General features: G+C 44.5%; 18 protein-coding genes and 1 pseudogene. 8 read left to right on the forward strand and 11 right to left on the reverse strand.

Annotated elements, in window-relative coordinates; all coding sequences use genetic code 11:
• Window positions 1-131: 131 nt before the first annotated feature.
• The 7 genes from V1499_RS12860 (at window position 132) to yidC (ending at window position 6780) form a co-directional block, all read left to right on the forward strand.
• Window positions 132-584: a cupredoxin domain-containing protein gene (locus V1499_RS12860; RefSeq protein ID WP_409270311.1), complete on the forward strand. Its 453-nt coding sequence runs from the start codon at window positions 132-134 to the stop codon at window positions 582-584.
• 345 nt (window positions 585-929) lie between these two features.
• Window positions 930-3200: a formate C-acetyltransferase gene (pflB, locus tag V1499_RS12865; protein WP_409270312.1), complete on the forward strand. Its 2271-nt coding sequence runs from the start codon at window positions 930-932 to the stop codon at window positions 3198-3200.
• 59 nt (window positions 3201-3259) lie between these two features.
• A complete protein-coding gene (gene pflA, locus V1499_RS12870) occupies window positions 3260-4009 on the forward strand; it encodes a pyruvate formate-lyase-activating protein (RefSeq protein WP_409270313.1) in 750 nt (249 codons plus the stop codon).
• Window positions 4010-4144: 135 nt separating this feature from the next.
• A complete protein-coding gene (locus tag V1499_RS12875) occupies window positions 4145-4873 on the forward strand; it encodes a sulfite exporter TauE/SafE family protein (RefSeq protein WP_409270314.1) in 729 nt (242 codons plus the stop codon).
• 97 nt (window positions 4874-4970) lie between these two features.
• Window positions 4971-5549, forward strand: coding sequence for a biotin transporter BioY (locus tag V1499_RS12880; protein WP_409270315.1), 579 nt, complete (start codon window positions 4971-4973; stop codon window positions 5547-5549).
• A gap of 131 nt (window positions 5550-5680) precedes the next feature.
• On the forward strand, window positions 5681-5971 hold the full coding sequence (locus V1499_RS12885) for a hypothetical protein (RefSeq protein WP_409270316.1): 291 nt from the start codon (window positions 5681-5683) through the stop codon (window positions 5969-5971).
• Between the two features lie 26 nt (window positions 5972-5997).
• Window positions 5998-6780 (forward strand): membrane protein insertase YidC, encoded by a 783-nt coding sequence (yidC, locus tag V1499_RS12890; RefSeq protein WP_409270317.1) that lies wholly within the window; start codon window positions 5998-6000, stop codon window positions 6778-6780.
• Window positions 6781-6818: 38 nt separating this feature from the next.
• On the opposite strand, the pseudogene V1499_RS12895 reads toward yidC, so the two are convergent.
• From V1499_RS12895 to V1499_RS12940, 10 genes and pseudogenes are all read right to left on the reverse strand, one after another.
• Window positions 6819-8098, reverse strand: a pseudogene (locus V1499_RS12895) (M20 metallopeptidase family protein).
• Between the two features lie 89 nt (window positions 8099-8187).
• Window positions 8188-8847, reverse strand: coding sequence for an amino acid ABC transporter permease (locus V1499_RS12900; RefSeq protein ID WP_409270318.1), 660 nt, complete (start codon window positions 8845-8847; stop codon window positions 8188-8190).
• Between the two features lie 94 nt (window positions 8848-8941).
• Window positions 8942-9769 (reverse strand): substrate-binding periplasmic protein, encoded by an 828-nt coding sequence (locus tag V1499_RS12905; RefSeq protein WP_409270319.1) that lies wholly within the window; start codon window positions 9767-9769, stop codon window positions 8942-8944.
• Between the two features lie 1142 nt (window positions 9770-10911).
• Entirely contained in the window at window positions 10912-12279 is a 1368-nt protein-coding gene (gene lepB / locus V1499_RS12910) for a signal peptidase I (protein ID WP_409270320.1), read from the reverse strand.
• 1 nt (window position 12280) lies between these two features.
• Window positions 12281-12823: a sigma-70 family RNA polymerase sigma factor gene (locus tag V1499_RS12915; protein ID WP_409270321.1), complete on the reverse strand. Its 543-nt coding sequence runs from the start codon at window positions 12821-12823 to the stop codon at window positions 12281-12283.
• A 106-nt stretch (window positions 12824-12929) separates the two neighbouring features.
• Window positions 12930-13271, reverse strand: a complete 342-nt coding sequence (locus V1499_RS12920; protein WP_409270322.1) for a fluoride efflux transporter FluC — start codon at window positions 13269-13271, stop codon at window positions 12930-12932.
• A 5-nt stretch (window positions 13272-13276) separates the two neighbouring features.
• Complete coding sequence (gene crcB / locus V1499_RS12925) at window positions 13277-13651, reverse strand: fluoride efflux transporter CrcB (RefSeq protein ID WP_409270323.1); 375 nt, start codon at window positions 13649-13651, stop codon at window positions 13277-13279.
• 35 nt (window positions 13652-13686) lie between these two features.
• Window positions 13687-14271, reverse strand: coding sequence for a GNAT family N-acetyltransferase (locus V1499_RS12930; protein WP_409276294.1), 585 nt, complete (start codon window positions 14269-14271; stop codon window positions 13687-13689).
• A gap of 63 nt (window positions 14272-14334) precedes the next feature.
• On the reverse strand, window positions 14335-14538 hold the full coding sequence (locus V1499_RS12935) for a DUF6501 family protein (protein ID WP_409270324.1): 204 nt from the start codon (window positions 14536-14538) through the stop codon (window positions 14335-14337).
• Window positions 14539-14569: 31 nt separating this feature from the next.
• Window positions 14570-14815 carry a hypothetical protein gene (locus tag V1499_RS12940; RefSeq protein ID WP_409270325.1) on the reverse strand — a complete coding sequence of 82 codons (246 nt, stop codon included), beginning with the start codon at window positions 14813-14815 and terminating at the stop codon, window positions 14570-14572.
• 247 nt (window positions 14816-15062) lie between these two features.
• Here V1499_RS12940 and sda point away from each other — a divergent pair, with 247 nt between their 5' ends.
• A complete protein-coding gene (sda, locus tag V1499_RS12945; protein ID WP_048825127.1) occupies window positions 15063-15194 on the forward strand; it encodes a sporulation histidine kinase inhibitor Sda in 132 nt (43 codons plus the stop codon).
• 148 nt (window positions 15195-15342) lie between these two features.
• On the opposite strand, the gene mnmH is transcribed toward sda, so the two are convergent.
• Entirely contained in the window at window positions 15343-16416 is a 1074-nt protein-coding gene (gene mnmH, locus V1499_RS12950) for a tRNA 2-selenouridine(34) synthase MnmH (protein ID WP_409270326.1), read from the reverse strand.
• Window positions 16417-16495 lie beyond the last annotated feature (79 nt).

The raw sequence follows: 16495 nt of genomic DNA on the forward strand, positions 1-16495 counted from the left end.
CTGAGATGCGTTTCTAGAGGCAATTAACCATTCCCATTTTTATTATAAAGGATGTTTCAGAAAAAATAGACAAGTTTACCTGCCTATTCAGCATAAATTAGAAATAGGACAAATTATGGGGAGGAAACGTCATGCAATTTTTAACGATTCGAAAAGGAACAGCGATTTTCTTTCTTGTAGCGGTGATTGGAATTGTTTTAGCTGCCGGCTGGTGGCTTTTAAAAGCAGGCGAAACCGTTGTGTTTAATGAAACGGCAGGAAGTCCGCCAAGGGAAATCCACATGGTTACCGGCGAGTTCATGGCAACTTTGCCGAACGGGAAAAAAATCGAAGCGTACAGATGGGATCCCGGTACAATTTTTATGGAAAAAGGAGAAAAAGTACGCTTAATCATTTACGGGGTGAATGGGAAAGAGCATCCGTTTAGCATTGAAAACACTTCGATTAAGGGGACCGTTAAAAAGGGTGAGGAAACAGCGGTTGACCTTTCTTTTGATAAAGAAGGCACATACAGGCTAATTTGTCACGTGCACCCCGACAAGGAACACCATGGCCCAATGATTGCCTACATTGTTGTTGATTAGAAGCTGAATTGCTGTACGCTCATTGTGGGCGTGCAGCTTTTTGTTTGCCATTTTTGTACAGTGTGTTTTCACTATCAAAACGGTAATAATGTTGATTTTAAAGGATTTCTCTTGTATAACAGATTAGCATTTTTATAAAACAGGACTGATACAGTTTACTACTTTTCGACAATTCAAAAAACAACACGTCGCCTCAACCCTTGGAAAATCTAAGTTTCACAATATAGTAACAATTATAGCCATTTTAGGGTGATTTTCCTCACATGACATCTGTTATACTCGAGGTAAGATGATATCAATCAAACTGTTATATAGTTTTGAAAATATATGAAGAGGTGAACCACAATGGCTCAAAGCACTATCGTTAATACCAAAAACGAAAAAAACCATGCTGAACATTGGAACGGATTCAAAACTGGCAAATGGGCAAAAGAGGTAAACGTCCGAGACTTTATCCTGAACAACTTCACTCTTTACGAAGGCGATGATACTTTTCTAGCCGGAGCGACTGACGCAACCAATGTACTATGGGCGCAGGTAATGGAGCTGACAACGCAGGAACGTGAAAAAGGCGGCGTCCTGGACATGGATACCGAAACCGTCTCGACCATTACATCTCATGGTCCTGGGTATTTGAACGAAGACCTTGAAAAGGTAGTCGGCTTCCAGACCGACAAGCCGTTTAACCGTTCCATGCAGCCCTTTGGCGGCATCCGCATGGCGAAAGCAGCCTGTGAGGCATATGGCTACAAACTGAATGAGGAAGTTGAGCGGATCTTCACCGACTTCCGCAAAACGCACAACCAGGGAGTATTTGATGCCTACACGGATGAAATGATGCTGGCCCGTAAAGTCGGCGTTATCACCGGTCTGCCGGATGCCTATGGGCGCGGAAGGATTATCGGCGACTATCGCAGGGTTTCCCTTTATGGAGTGGACTTCCTTATCGAGGAGAAGAAGAAAGACTTAAAATCACCCAGCAGTGTTATGAGCGAACAAACAATCCGCCACCGCGAGGAGCTTTCCGAACAAATCCGGGCGCTTGATGAATTGAAAGAACTAGCAAAAAGCTATGGCTATGACATTTCCTCCCCTGCTTCCAATGCCGCCGAAGCTTTCCAATGGCTGTACTTTGGCTACCTGGCGGCGATAAAGGAACAAAACGGAGCGGCGATGAGCCTTGGCCGAGTATCAACCTTCCTGGATATTTACATTGAACGCGACCTGAAAAACGGCACGCTTACAGAATCGGAAGCACAGGAACTTGTCGACCATTTTGTCATGAAGCTGCGCCTTGTGAAATTCGCGCGCACACCGGATTATAATGAATTGTTCAGCGGCGACCCTACATGGGTAACCGAATCAATTGGCGGAATTGCCCTGGATGGACGCCCTCTTGTTACGAAGAGCTCTTTCCGCTTCCTGCATACATTGGATAATCTTGGACCAGCTCCCGAGCCAAACCTTACTGTTCTGTGGTCCACTCAGCTGCCGGCAAATTTTAAAAAATATTGCGCCAAGATGTCCATCCAAACAAGCTCGATTCAATATGAAAATGACGATATTATGCGTCCTGAATGGGGCGATGATTACGGTATCGCCTGCTGCGTATCCGCGATGGCCATTGGAAAGCAAATGCAATTTTTCGGAGCACGCGCCAACCTTGCAAAAGCGCTCCTGTACGCGATTAACGGCGGCGTCGACGAAAAACTGAAAATCCAGGCTGGCCCGGAATTCGCGCCAATCACTTCCGATGTACTGGACTATGAAGAAGTCATGAAGAAGTTTGATAATATGATGGAATGGCTGGCGGGACTTTACATCAATACCCTGAATGTCATCCATTACATGCACGACAAATACAGCTATGAGCGGATTGAAATGGCGCTTCACGATTCAGAGATCCTCCGGACGATGGCAACGGGGATCGCGGGTCTCAGTGTTGTCGCAGACTCGCTGAGTGCAATTAAGTACAGCGAAGTGAAAGTTATCCGTGATGAAAATGGCCTCGCCGTCGATTTTGAGGTGAATGGTGATTACCCTAAATACGGAAACAACGATGACCGTGTTGACAACATTGCCGTGGATATTGTAAAAACCTTTATGAACAAGCTCAAGAAGCATGAAACATACAGAAATTCCATGACAACGATGTCGGTGCTGACAATCACATCGAACGTCGTTTATGGGAAGAAAACAGGGAATACACCTGACGGACGCCGCGCGGGCGAACCATTCGCTCCTGGCGCGAATCCAATGCACGGCCGCGATACAAAAGGAACGCTAGCTTCCCTTTCTTCCGTCGCAAAGCTTCCATATGAATATTCTCTTGACGGAATCTCAAATACGTTCTCGATCGTGCCTAAGGCTTTGGGCAAGGAAGACGATAGCCGGATCAACAATCTTGTATCAATTCTTGACGGATACGCAATTAAGGAAGGCCACCATCTCAATGTCAACGTCTTTAACCGGGAAACACTGATGGATGCAATGGAGCATCCGGAACTCTATCCTCAGCTGACAATCAGGGTATCCGGTTATGCGGTGAACTTTATTAAACTTACAAGGGAACAGCAGATGGATGTCATCAACCGGACATTCCATGAATCCCTTTAAGGCATAAAGGGGCTGGCTAGACCACGGCCCGCCCCCTTTAGTTGAAAGGAGAAATAATAATGAACGGAAATATTCATTCAATCGAAACATTCGGAACGGTCGATGGGCCGGGAATCCGCTACGTAATTTTTACCCAGGGATGCCTCCTTCGCTGCCAATTTTGCCACAATGCCGATACATGGGAAATAGGGACCGGCAGGCAGATGTCTGTTTCTGAAATCATGGATGATCTCCGTTCCTATCTCCCTTTCATCGAAGCGTCAGGCGGAGGAATAACGGTGAGCGGCGGTGAACCCCTCCTCCAGGTCCCTTTCCTGATCGAGTTGTTCAAGGAATGCAAAGAAGCGGGAATCCATACAACCATTGACTCATCAGGCGGATGTTTTTCCAGCTCGAGGCATTTCCTCGACCAGCTAGACGAACTGATGGAATACACCGACCTTGTCCTTCTTGACCTGAAGCATATTGACCGGAAAAAACATATCAATCTTACGGGTATGGCGAATGACCATATCCTCGAGTTTGCAAAATACTTGTCTGACAAAAATATCCCCGCTTGGGTACGGCATGTCCTCGTTCCCGGCGTGACGGATGCGCCCGAAGATCTTGTGAGATTGGGAGATTTCATAGGCACGCTTGGAAATGTCCAAAAGGTTGAAATATTGCCATACCATAAACTCGGCGTGTACAAATGGGAAGCGCTTGGCCATGAATACCCGCTCAAGGATGTTCAACCGCCAAGCGAAGAGAAAGTACTGGAAGCCTATGAGCTTATTACAAAGTCATGGCAGTCCCCCGCCCTTTCATAATAGAAAAATGCTGTCAGCAGGCAGCATTTTCTTTTTGAATTTTACCATGGATTATTAAATTCCAACATATCCTGCATAGTTCTCCATACATTGATGCTATTTTTTAAGAAGTATACTAGTTAGGGGATATGCTTTATGTATCAAGTCCTTACCGACATCAGCAACTTCTTGAGCACGCCTTTTTTGTCAATGCTAGACCCATCCGGCCAGCTTCCAGTACTCGCGGCCTTTCTGCTTGGAATTGTCGGAGCTTTGGCGCCATGCCAGCTGACAGGGAATATCAGTGCCATCACTTTTTATGGGAATAATAGCATCCAGGCACCCGGGCAGGCTGCGAACGCTGTTTTTTTTATACTCGGGAAAATATTTGTATTCTCTTTGCTTGGGTTGTCCATCTGGGCGATTGGCCGGGAATTCCAGGATACACTGATAACCTTCTTCGCTGCATCGAGGAAAGTGATTGGCCCATTCATTATCCTCCTCGGCCTGTTTTTGGCAGGGGTGTTTAAATTGGGGTTCCTTGAAAAATTATTTTCATTTGTCCCTTCCATCCGCTCTGGAGGAAAGTGGGGTTCATTCCTGATGGGGGCCGCGTTTTCAATTTCCTTTTGCCCGACGATGTTCATCCTGTTTTTTGTCACATTAATGCCAATAGTCCTAAGCACCTCATACGGGGTTATCCTGCCATCGATTTTCGCAGTCGGCACCTCCCTTCCGCTAATTGTCTTTTTGATGATTGTCTGGTTCTTTGGAATGGATGGAGCCCTTTTACGAAAGAGCCGAAAAATCGGTGCGATTGTCCAAAAAACCGCTGGTATTTTCCTGATCCTTATTGGATTGCTTGATACAGTAACGTATTGGTGAACTTTCATTGTTGACAATTCCCCTCTACCCGTAATAAAGTGTTAAGTGTCAACCGATACATAAATTCGGTTAACACAACGAACTGGGGAGAGTAACAATGACAAATGACCAATTACGATTAAGAAGGATGATCCTCGCTGCTTTATTCGCAGCAATTACCGGAGTGCTGGCACAGATGACGATTCCTTTGCCGCTTGTGCCTATTACAGGCCAAACACTGGCAATCGGACTTGCGGCAACAATCCTGGGCTCTCGTTATGGCACGCTTTCAATTCTCGTCTATCTTGCCTTAGGGGCGGTTGGCGTGCCTGTTTTCGCCGAAATGAAATCCGGTATTTCGGTTTTATTCGGCCCTACTGGCGGCTACCTCGTCGGCTTTATCCCTACCGCCTTCCTAATTGGCTGGTATATGGAAAAGACATCCTTCACTGTTAAAAACGCAATGATTGCCAACACAATCGGAATGATTGTTACGCTTGCTTTCGGAACTGTATGGCTGAAAATGTCCGCCGGCCTTGAATGGACCGCTGCGCTAAAAGGCGGTTTTTATCCGTTCATTCCGGTGGGCATCATTAAAGCAGCACTTGCTGCATCGATTGGGGCTGGCGTCAGGAAACGGCTCGTATCCGCCAACCTGCTTTTTCCTGTTGAAAACAATATCAAACACAGTGCTTAAAAAGAAGCTGACTTACAGCTTCTTTTTTGCCTAAATAGACAACTTGTTCTACAATTTTTCCCATTCATTCACATTGCTTGTTTTTCTGTTCTGCTATATACTTTTTCTATCTACAAGAAGGAGGTGGTTCCATGATAGACTTGCTTGCCGAACTGTATGACCTAAATGCCTGGACGGCGCTATATACCGGTATCTATCTTGGGATTGCCCTAAAGCTCCTAATTGATATAGGAAAGGAAATATCCTTCGCGGAAATTGAAAAACATGAATCAAGCTTATCCGCGCTGAACCAATCCACAATCCAGGATAATAACCTAAGACAGAATGTTAATTCCATCCTAATATGGATTGGAAAATATATACGTATTAAATACGGTTCAAGCGGCGACTCGGAAGAACCACATTTCCTCCCTGCCAGTTAATCCAAATTAACTCAGCAGGAGGAAATATGAAACGGAAAAACAGTCTTTTATTGTCAACACTTCTTTTAATTGCAGTTATAGCCTTGACTGGCTGCTCATCAACATCAAATGGGGAAACGGGCTTTTTCACAACTTACTTTGTCCATCCATTCGGAGCGGCCATCCATTACTTCGGTGAACTGTTCGGCGGAAATTACGGCCTTGCGATTATCCTTATTACGTTCATCATCAGGGTTGCGCTTATGCCACTCATGCTCCGACAGTATAAAAACCAAATCGCCATGAAGGAGAAAATGGATAGCCTCAAACCGGAACTGGATGAATTGCAAAAGAAAATCAAGGCCGAAAAGGATCCTGCAAAGCAAAAGGAATTGCAGAGCCAAACTTTCTCGCTGTATCAAAAGCATGGCGTCAATCCTTTGAATATGGGGTGCCTGCCAATCCTAATACAAATGCCTATCCTTACTGGCTTTTACTATGCGATCCGCAGTTCGGCGGAAATTGCTTCCCATAGCTTCCTTTGGTTCAGCCTGGGAAGCCCGGATATTGGAATAACCTTGGTTGCCGGGCTCATCTATTACCTGCAATTTAAAGTATCCCAATCAAGCATGCCCGCACAGCAGCAGGAACAAATGAAGTTCATGGGACTTCTTTCACCAATCATGATCATCATGTTTTCCCTGAACGCACCAGCCGCTCTTCCGCTCTACTGGACAGTCGGCGGTATGTTCCTCATAGTGCAAACGCTGATTAGCAGACGCCTATATCAAACTCCTAAAGCAGAGGCGAAGATTTCACTCCAAAAATAAGTAATAACCTTCCCAGCGTTGAATTCCGGGAAGGTTTTTTAGTTTTCCAACAGGCGGATTGCTGATTGGACCATCAATTGCACGCCAATCTTCATAGCATCCTCATCAACCATGAATTTCGGGTGGTGCCAAATTTCTTTAATTCCTTTTTCTTCATTACCGGACCCAAGCCATACATAGCAGCCTGGAACTTCCTGTTGGTAAAAGGAAAAGTCTTCCCCGCCCATCGTCGGCTCGGCTACAACCGTCTTCTCTTTGCCGACAATTGATTCCGATACTTCACGGACAATCCTTGTGACCTCTGCATCATTGAATACAGCAGGCAAAAGGAATTGATAATCAATTTCTGCTTCCCCGCCAAGTGCGGCGGCTGTATTGGACACAACCTGTTTGAAGGCTTCGGCTATCTTTCGCCTTACCTGCTCATTTGATGTCCGAACGGTGCCTTTTAGGGTCGCAGTATCTGGAATGACATTGTTTGTCGCTCCCACTTGAAATGAACCAACAGTCACGACCGCCGATTCCTTTGCGGATATTGTCCTGCTCACGATTGTCTGGAGCTGCCCGACAATCGCGCTTCCGATGACAATCGGATCAATCGTTTTTTCCGGAAGGGCCGCATGCCCCCCTTTACCCTTAATGGTAATCCAAAAATCGTCGACACTGGCCATTAAAAACCCGTCTTTCACCCCTACTGTACCAGTCGGCAATTCTGGGCTGTTATGAAGGCCAATAATGGACTTGACCCCTTTAAGCAAGCCTTCCTGAATCATGCCTTCCGCACCGCCTTCAGCCTCCTCGGCCGGCTGAAAGAGGATTCTTACATTTCCAGTAAGCTCTCCGGCCATTCCTGTAGGACAATGGCAGCACCCAAGGCAATGACAGTATGGACATCATGGCCGCACATATGGCTGATTCCATCTATTTTCGAACGGTACGGAAGTTCGGATTCTTCCTGGATGGGCAGAGCATCGATATCCGCCCGGATGGCAACCGTCTGTCCGGATTCCTTCCCTTTAATTTCCGCTGCCGTGCCGGTTGGAAGTGTTAAAGGGATTTTCTTTATTCCATATTCATCAAGCCAATCGTTAACCTGGTTTGTCGTTTTGTATTCCTGGTTGCTCAATTCAGGATACATATGAAGCTGCCTTCTCATTTCAACCAGCCTTGGGTACAATCGTTCAACTTTTTCTTTGATTACCGATGCCAATCCTTCGTTCACAGCTACCATCAAATTTTCCTCCCAAAAAATAACGTGGGAACTCAATGACCTTATTAAAAGGCGTTCTCCCGGAGTGCTCTCAAAACAAAAACCCATTATCTTTTAAAACTAACCTATTTCATGCCAGTTTGGCAATTGGCATTTTGTACTGCCACAATTGAAGTGACTGCTATTTATGCTTTCCATCATTCATAAACGCTTACCCGCCGTTCAATTTTTCCCACCACGGCTGTCATGAGGGTTGTAAGCAACAAATAGATTGCCCCAACCATGATAAAAATCTCCATGTAACGATAGGTGCTGCTGATGATTTGCTGTCCGGTACGGAGCAAATCATAAAGCGCAATCGTTGAAACAAGGGACGACTCCTTGATAAGGGCGATGAACTCATTCCCTAGCGGCGGAAGCATACGGCGGAAAGCTTGCGGAATGATGACATACCGCATTGCCTGGCGGTTACTAAGCCCAAGAGACCTTGCAGCTTCCATTTGCCCTTTGTCAATTGATTGGATGGCGCCTCGCGCAATTTCAGCAATATAGGCACCCGCGTTCAGCGACAGAGCAATGCAGGCTGAGACGAATGGCGGCATCGTCAGCGCGCTGAACATCGAAGGAATGGCGAAGTGGATAACGAATAATTGCAGCAATAGCGGTGTTCCGCGGACTGCCCAAATATATAACCCGCTTATTTTTGAAAAAATTTTAACCTTTGATACCCTTCCAAGTCCAAGAGACAAGCCGATTATACTGCCGGCCGCAATCCCGATAACCGCAATTTCAATGGTTACGAGGGCCCCTTTTAGCAAATAGGGAAGATAGGTAATCGCAAATGTGAAAAAATCCATTATTTTCTCTCCTTACTCTTTCATCAGGCTTTCAGCGACAACTAATTCGGTTTAATAAATTTGTTGTCACTCTTCAGGGTAGCTTAGGTGTCTATTACTTGGTTACATCCTCCCCAAACCATTTTTTACTGATTTTTGAGAAGGTGCCATTCTCTTTTAATTTTTGGACAGCATCATTTAATGCTTTTTCGAGTGTATCATCGTTTTTTCGCACAGCAATTCCGACTGGCATCTTCATAAATGGTTCGCCTGCAACATCAAAAACTTCCGGTTTCAATGTTTTATAGTATCTACCGACTGCTTCCGCGACGATTACCCCCTCAATGCGTCCCAGGGCAAGGTCATTAAAGACATCCGTGTAGCCGTTATATGCCTTCAATTCTTTTACGCCCTTAATCTCTTTCGCGGCACTTTCACTTGTCGAGCCCATTTGGACCCCTACTATTTTTCCTGACAAATCTTCCTTTTTGGTAATATTGAGCGGGTTACCGCTTTGAACAGCAAGAATCTGGCCCGAACGCAAGTATTCGACAAAATCAACTTTTTGTTTCCGCTCTTCGGTAATGCCCATTGAGGACATGATAATGTCATAGCGTCTTGCGTCAAGGCCAGGCAGGATTCCATCCCATGCGGTAGGGATAAAATTAGCCTTAACTCCAAGCTCCTCGGAAACCGCCTTCGCGAGATCAATATCAAAACCAACCAATTCATTTTTGTCGTTCCTGTAATTCATCGGCGGGAACGTATCGTCAACCGCGATGGTAATCTCGCCCTTCTTCTTTATTTCGTCCAATGTGTTCCCATTCGCTGCCGATTTTTCCGCAGCATTGCCAGCCGCCTCCGGAATGTCCGGCTTTGCCCCGCACGCGGTTGCCATTAATGCTACGGCAAGGATAAGTACGAACTTGATTACGTTTTTCATGATGTTTCCTCCTCGATTCTTTAATTCTCTAATTCTCTAATTCTTTAGTATGTTAAAGTTATGTTGTTTATATTAACGAAGAAATTGTTATTTTGCAAGAATTTTTATCATCAAAGTTTACTCGGGCTTTTTAAATGTAGGGGGGGTTATTAAAAAGTTTCAAATTGGAGGGAAATATGAGTTGAAATAATTCTTGAGGGGGCATTGGATGATTTATCGATACTTTTGGGTTTTTGGATGTTTTTTAGTGGAGTTATTTTACGGAGAATTTTTCTAAGCGGAAGGCTATAGGAACGTAGGAAAAGATGCTACCCTAAGAAGAACGGTTCAACTGTTTAAAGAGGTAAAGAAGTAGAATTAATATAACATGTGCCTAACAAGGAAGGATTTCTTGGATCCAGGTGGCTTGGAATTTTCTTTTCAAATTCCAACCTAAAACATGAGGCACCTTTGGACTAAAGTGCCTCATGTTTTCCTTTATGTGTCCAAACATGGGGATTCTTTGGACACACGGTCCTTGAATTTTCACTTTGCTGTCCAGAGATTTGGCTTCTCTGGACACACGGTCCTTGAATTGTCACTTTGCTGTCCAGAGATTTGGCTTCTCTGGACACAAGGCCCTTGAATTTTCACTTTGCTGTCCAGAGATTTAACTTCTCTGGACACAGGGCACTTGAATTTTCACTTTGCTGTCCAGAGATCAGGCAGCATTGTTTCCAAACCGCTAGAAATAATCTTGCTGTGTCAAAACATGGTGCTTGGTTATGCCCCTTTCCAATATAGAATGAACCCAACTACAAAGAGAATGGGAAACATAATCATTAGAACTCCTGCCATGGCAAAACCACTGCCTCCACTCATTGCAAAAAACCGGCCTCCAAGCCAAGACAAAAATGGCGCAATAATAAGCATGGTTGTTTTCCCCCAAACCCTTATCTACCCCATTGCTCTTTTGGTGCTGCGAAAAAATGCAAATCCAATTCCCGCCAACAGGATAACTACCGCGATTCCCTCATATACCAATTCCTTCTCCCCCTCCAAGCAAATTAAATAAGTTTTTTTTAAAAAAAAATCCTTCTCACGCCATTTCCCCGTTAAAGGTCGGAGGGGTAAAATGCCAAAAACCAGAACTAAACAGATGCTTATTCACTTATCAAATTGTGACTTCCTTCCAAAGCCTTAGAGGCTTTAAAGTATTGGTCGTGTTTTTCGCCATAATCGACTTCGCCTTCACCCGCCCCTGTATATGGAACATCAATTAAATGGTTGGCTACATCCTGTAAAATCCGCTTGGCATCGATAAGTTTCAGGACGTTTCTCTCGGCCACGCCTTCTTTGCAAAGTTTCATAACAGTATTTAGATCATCCAGGAGCGGCAGATAATCAACATATTTTGCTGCATTGGCCAATTTTTCGGGAACATGGTAGCAATCCGAAACCTCCAACACAGTCCATTTCTTATCCTTTTGGTTTATAAGATTTTTATATAAATCATCCGCGACAATCCCTGTTAACAAAAGTGAAGAAGTACCAATCTGTTCATTTACAATTGCGATTTCCTCCAGGGTAAGGTTTTTGTATATTTGCTGCCTTAGATGGTATCTTTCTTCGGCAGTCATGGCCGGCTTTAGCGCATACGGATTAATCGACTCAACTATTTCGACGATTTGGCCGCCGCTTATTTTATCCATTTGCCGTACCTTGTTTATCTCTTCTTTTAAATAGCCAAGCACCTTGCCTTCAATAGCCGAAATGTCCAACGGGCCGAAGTGTCTGCTGTCGGTCCCTCTAAACCAGTCATCGCTCAGAACAAAGACAGCTGATTGAGGCACTTTAATGGGCCCCATGTCCTCTTTAAAGTCTTCTTCGGTAATAGAAGAATGCGGAAGATCATGGGAAAGATAGGTTTTCATATCCTGGCCCGACCTTGTTTTCTTCGCATAAAATGATTCAAGTTTCTTGTCGTTAACATATACTTGGCCGTCAATGATTTCGACCGTCTCACCGGGAAGACCCACTACCCGGCCCATGTAATAGTCCGGCGGATTAAAGGAAACATTGTCGCCAGGATATTTATAATAAACAATCGTTCCCCTCATAACTTCTTTAGTCTTTTTTATAACAATTGGTTTCAGCTGTCTTCCAATAGATTGAAAATCATGGTTCCCTCTGTCCATATTGTCGGATCCATACTCAATGACGAATGTATTGCTCCCTTCCTCTACCATATCGATTTCCGGCTTTGTCCTATCATCCCGGATTGTTTCCTCTGCCCCTTGATTTGGACCGCCAAAAAAGGATTTATTGATATCCTGATGGAAAAGCAGGATAAACAGGGTGGCTGCCAATGCGGTGATTAGGTAAGGGCGGAGCGAAGGTTTATGTTTGGCATTTTTTATTTCTTGGCGAAGCGAGTTCCTGATTTTCTCCTTCTGTATTTCCGTAAAGTGTATCCCTTGGTGGGTGGTAGAGTTCATCGCTTTCCGCAAGTTTCTAAGTTCCTTCTCCATTTTACCTCCTCCTTTCCATCAGCGCTTTTAATTTCTGCCTTGCCCGATTCAGCCTGGTTTTTATCGTGTTTCCATTCATTTTTAAAATCACGCTTATTTCTTCAATCGATAATTCCTCATAATAATAGAGAATTAATACTTCCCTGTATTTAACGGGTAGCGCCAAAACACATTCTGACAAAAATGTTTCTTCATTTTTCTTTAATGCGGCCATTTCCGGTGTTGGTTCCGGATTTTTTGCCATTGCAAGCAAGCCCGAATGAATAAAAACCCGTTTGAAAAAAGAACTTTTCACCATATCCTTGCATCTGTTAATGGTGATCCTGAAAATCCAGGCTTGAAAGGATACGATTCTTTCCAAGTTTTCATATTCCTTATAACATGTAATAAAGACTTCCTGGACGATATCCTCCGCCAGATTCCAATCCTTTGTATAGTTATAGGATAGTTTGGTTAAACGGTCGCCATATTGGTCCATGATTTCCTCAAACCACGCCTCTTTTTCGTCCCGATTTACATTTTCATTGCGATTCAATCTGTTCAACCCGCTATCACCCCGTTTCCGCTTACACCTAAGACGACTAAGCCAGGAATTGGTTTCATTTTGTTTTGTAAAAAAAGAAGCACCGGATTCGATTCCGATACTTCTTTTAAAACAGCCCGCCAAGCAGGAGGCCTATATAAACCAATATAATACCGCCACCCAGGCTTCCGACAATATATTTCAGCCGGGAGTTTCCCCCAGGGGCCTTAACAAGTTCAAGCATGAACGTGGAGAATGTGGTAAGTGCGCCGGTAAAGCCGATGCCGAACATTGCGTACAGATTTCCGCTTGCCGCATTACCCGCTAAGAACCCGAGCATCAGACAGCCAATAAAATTCGCAAGCATCGTCCCGTAAGGAATCCCTGCCCCTGCATTCAACCGGCGTGCAAGGAACATCCGGAAGATAGCCCCGAAAAACCCTCCGGCAGCAATCAATAGCAGTTTCATCTTTGCTAGCCCTCTCTTTTCATAAAAGCCGCCTTGTATCCAAGCCAACAGAGGAGTATCCCGCCAGCCAGGCTGACGGCTAAATAGGCAAACGAATAAAAATAATGCCCTGCATCCGCGAGGTTAACAATCTCCAGGGAAAAGGTTGAAAAAGTTGTGTAGGAGCCGATAAGCCCCGTTGAAAAAGCGGCGGATAGGTGCGGGTGCAGCTTTTTAAAAGAGGCGAACCTGGCTGTGAACCAGCCAAGCACGAAAGAACCTGTCAGGTTGACGAATAAAGTCCCATAGGGCATGGCCGAATCCGGTGAATGAAGGTATGTAAGGAAGTAGCGGAGGATGCTGCCGATTGCTCCACCTATTCCAACAAAGACATATGCCATGAATTAACCACTTTCTTTCACTGTAAAAATAAGTTTTAACTCTTGTCCAGCTTTTTCAGCAGTCTCTTTTTAACAGTTGTCCACTCGGAAGCCAGAATGCTATATACAACCGTATCCCTGATAAACCCGTCCTGTAGCATCCTTTCCTGCCTGAGGACCCCTTCCTTTACCGCGCCAATCCGCTCAATTGCCTTTTGTGAGACAATATTCCTGCCATCCGTTTTAAGCTGTACCCTATTCATTCCAAGTCCCTCGAACGCTGTTTTCAACAAAAGATATTTACACTCTGTATTTACGGCTGTCTTCCATGCGGATGGATTCAGCCATGTCCAGCCGATCTCTAGGCTTTTGTTTTGCGGGGAAATATCGAGGTATCGTGTACTCCCGATAATTTTTCCATCCGATTTTCTTCGTATAATAAAAGGAAACTGGATGCCCTTGGTTTTTTCCTCCAAGGCAGTTTTGACAGCCTGCTCCATTTCGCCTTCCGTAAAAATTTTCGTCGCAGTGAACCGCCATATCTCCGTTGGTTTGCCGGCCTCCCACAATTCATCGGAATGGGCGGCTTCCATCTCCTCCAGAATTACATGATCCCCTTTAATTGGCACGTGAATGAGCACCAAAACCGTCTCCCCCTTAAGACACGAAAATGCAAAAAGCCGCCGGATTCACCGGCAGCCCATTTAGCTTTCCTGGAAATATTCCTTGTAATACCCACCAACTTTACCGGTGTTATCAACAACGAAGTAAAACTCATCCGTTTCATTCTTAACGTCATAAACGTTACCAGGCGTAAGAACATTGTTTACGATGTATTTTTTTGCGTTGGCGTGAATGCATTTGACTTTTTTCACAGTTTCTTTTTCGTGCCAATTCAAATGAAGCATTTCATAGGACCCCCTTAAAAAGTATCTGACATCAGTATAATGAATGCGAGGCGTTATCCGCAAGGGGGGCTGTATACGTTGCCATCGGAATATCCAGTATCCGAGTAAATCGAAGCTCCCTAATCTTATCTGTCTCAAACGTGAAAACTTCCCCGTTAAGTGTATCCTTGAACGTCATATAGGAAGTATCGCAAATGTGGTCTTTTCGGATAAATTGCAAATTTGTATAATAGTCGTTACCGTAGCTGAGCCTATAAAACCCATTATTTTTTTTCATCTCTCTCTACCTCTTTCTTAAAGGGTGGCAATCTTTCTTTACCACGGGTAAGATTTGTCCGAAACATCTCAGAATATTTTTGGAATAAGATAAGTTAGCAACCTTTTAGTAATTAAGTTGGATTGCCCGTCCTTTTGTACTGTTTTTAATTATTTTTCAAAAAAGCCTTCCCAAAATCCGGTTAAAGCTTTACAATGTTAGAAACTGAATATTCAATCTACGTTTCCAAGGAGGGCATTACAAACCAATGAAAATTATGAGCAATGAGCAGCTTGTCGTTTCGTATCGTGATGCAATGAAGTCTGGAACGGAGAAAGAATGGATTAAAATCCTGAAGGATGAAATTCAGCGCAGGGGGCTCAGGCCTTTCAAAAAGTAAAGTAATTAAACCTTAACAACGCCAAGTGAACTCAGCCGCCGGCTCCATGCCGGCGGCTGTTTAAATTTCAAAGGATTGAATCAGGTTACATACCTTTTGCTTATTCGGGCAACAAAAAAGCATCCCTTAATTATGGATGCTTTATACCTTAGATTTGAACCGGTGTTACCGGGCCTAATGACAATTCCTTTAAATATTCTTCGATTTTTGCCGCGGCTTCCTCGAAGGTTTCTGCGTGAATGTCCTTGAAATCACCAGAGTATTCAAGCTGTTTATGCTCATACATCGGATCATAGTACGATTCTAGCAGTATTCTGATCATCCCGGAATAATTCTTTTCGGCTAGGCACTCTTCAAGCCTTGCTTTCGCTTCCTGGGACTTGATTCGCTTCATGATGCGAACCAACGCTTCTTTTACTTTTTCATAATACCATGGCTCGTCCTTGTACTGGGTAATGTATTCTTGTTCAATATGGCTGATCCGGACTTCAATCGGCAAATGGATTTGGATATGGATACCGTTCGTTTTTACATCCATCAATTCATCAGGCTGTACAATCCTCCCAATCCGTTTGCTTTCGGCTTCCATGATTGTATAAGGAGGTTTGTTCAATTCGGCAAGCCTCTCATATAATAGCGCGTCAAACATTTTTTGGGTATTCCCTTCCCCTAGCCCGATGGCGCCGAATATTGATCCCCTGTGGCCGGCCATGTGTTCAAGGTCAACAACGGGATAACCTTTTTGCGCGAGGATATGCAGCACTTCGGTCTTCCCGGTGCCAGTCATACCGTGGATCACAACTGACTTATCAGGGAGCAGCTCGGGAATTCTTTTCAAAATGTATTGCCTGTAAGCCTTATAGCCCCCTTGGAGCCTTCTTGCTGTAATGCCGGAAAATTCAAGGAAGGATGTAACCGCCTTACTCCGCATCCCTCCGCGCCAGCATTGGACGACAGGCATACCGGTTGGGCCTGCGTATTCACGGATTGACCGAAGCAATTGCGGGATTTTCGGAGATACGATCTCCATAGCGAGCCACTTGGCAGCATCGGATCCCTCTTTTTTGTAAAGGGTCCCGATTTTGGCCCTCTCCTCATCCGTGAACAATGGTACGTTCACAGCCCCGGGTATGGCCCCTTCTTGAAATTCTATTGGTGAACGGACATCGATTAAGACTGGATTTTTGGCTGAAGATAGTTCTTCTATTGTAATTTCTCTCAAAATTGGATTGGCACCTCTGTGTTTTATTCTTATTTTCTTATTTTAAAGGATTCAAGCGTAATTGCAAATGCCCTGGTTT

Origin of the sequence: Neobacillus oceani, from assembly GCF_046237595.1 — a bacterium.
Classification (GTDB): Bacteria; Bacillota; Bacilli; order Bacillales; family Cytobacillaceae; genus Bacillus_D; species Bacillus_D oceani.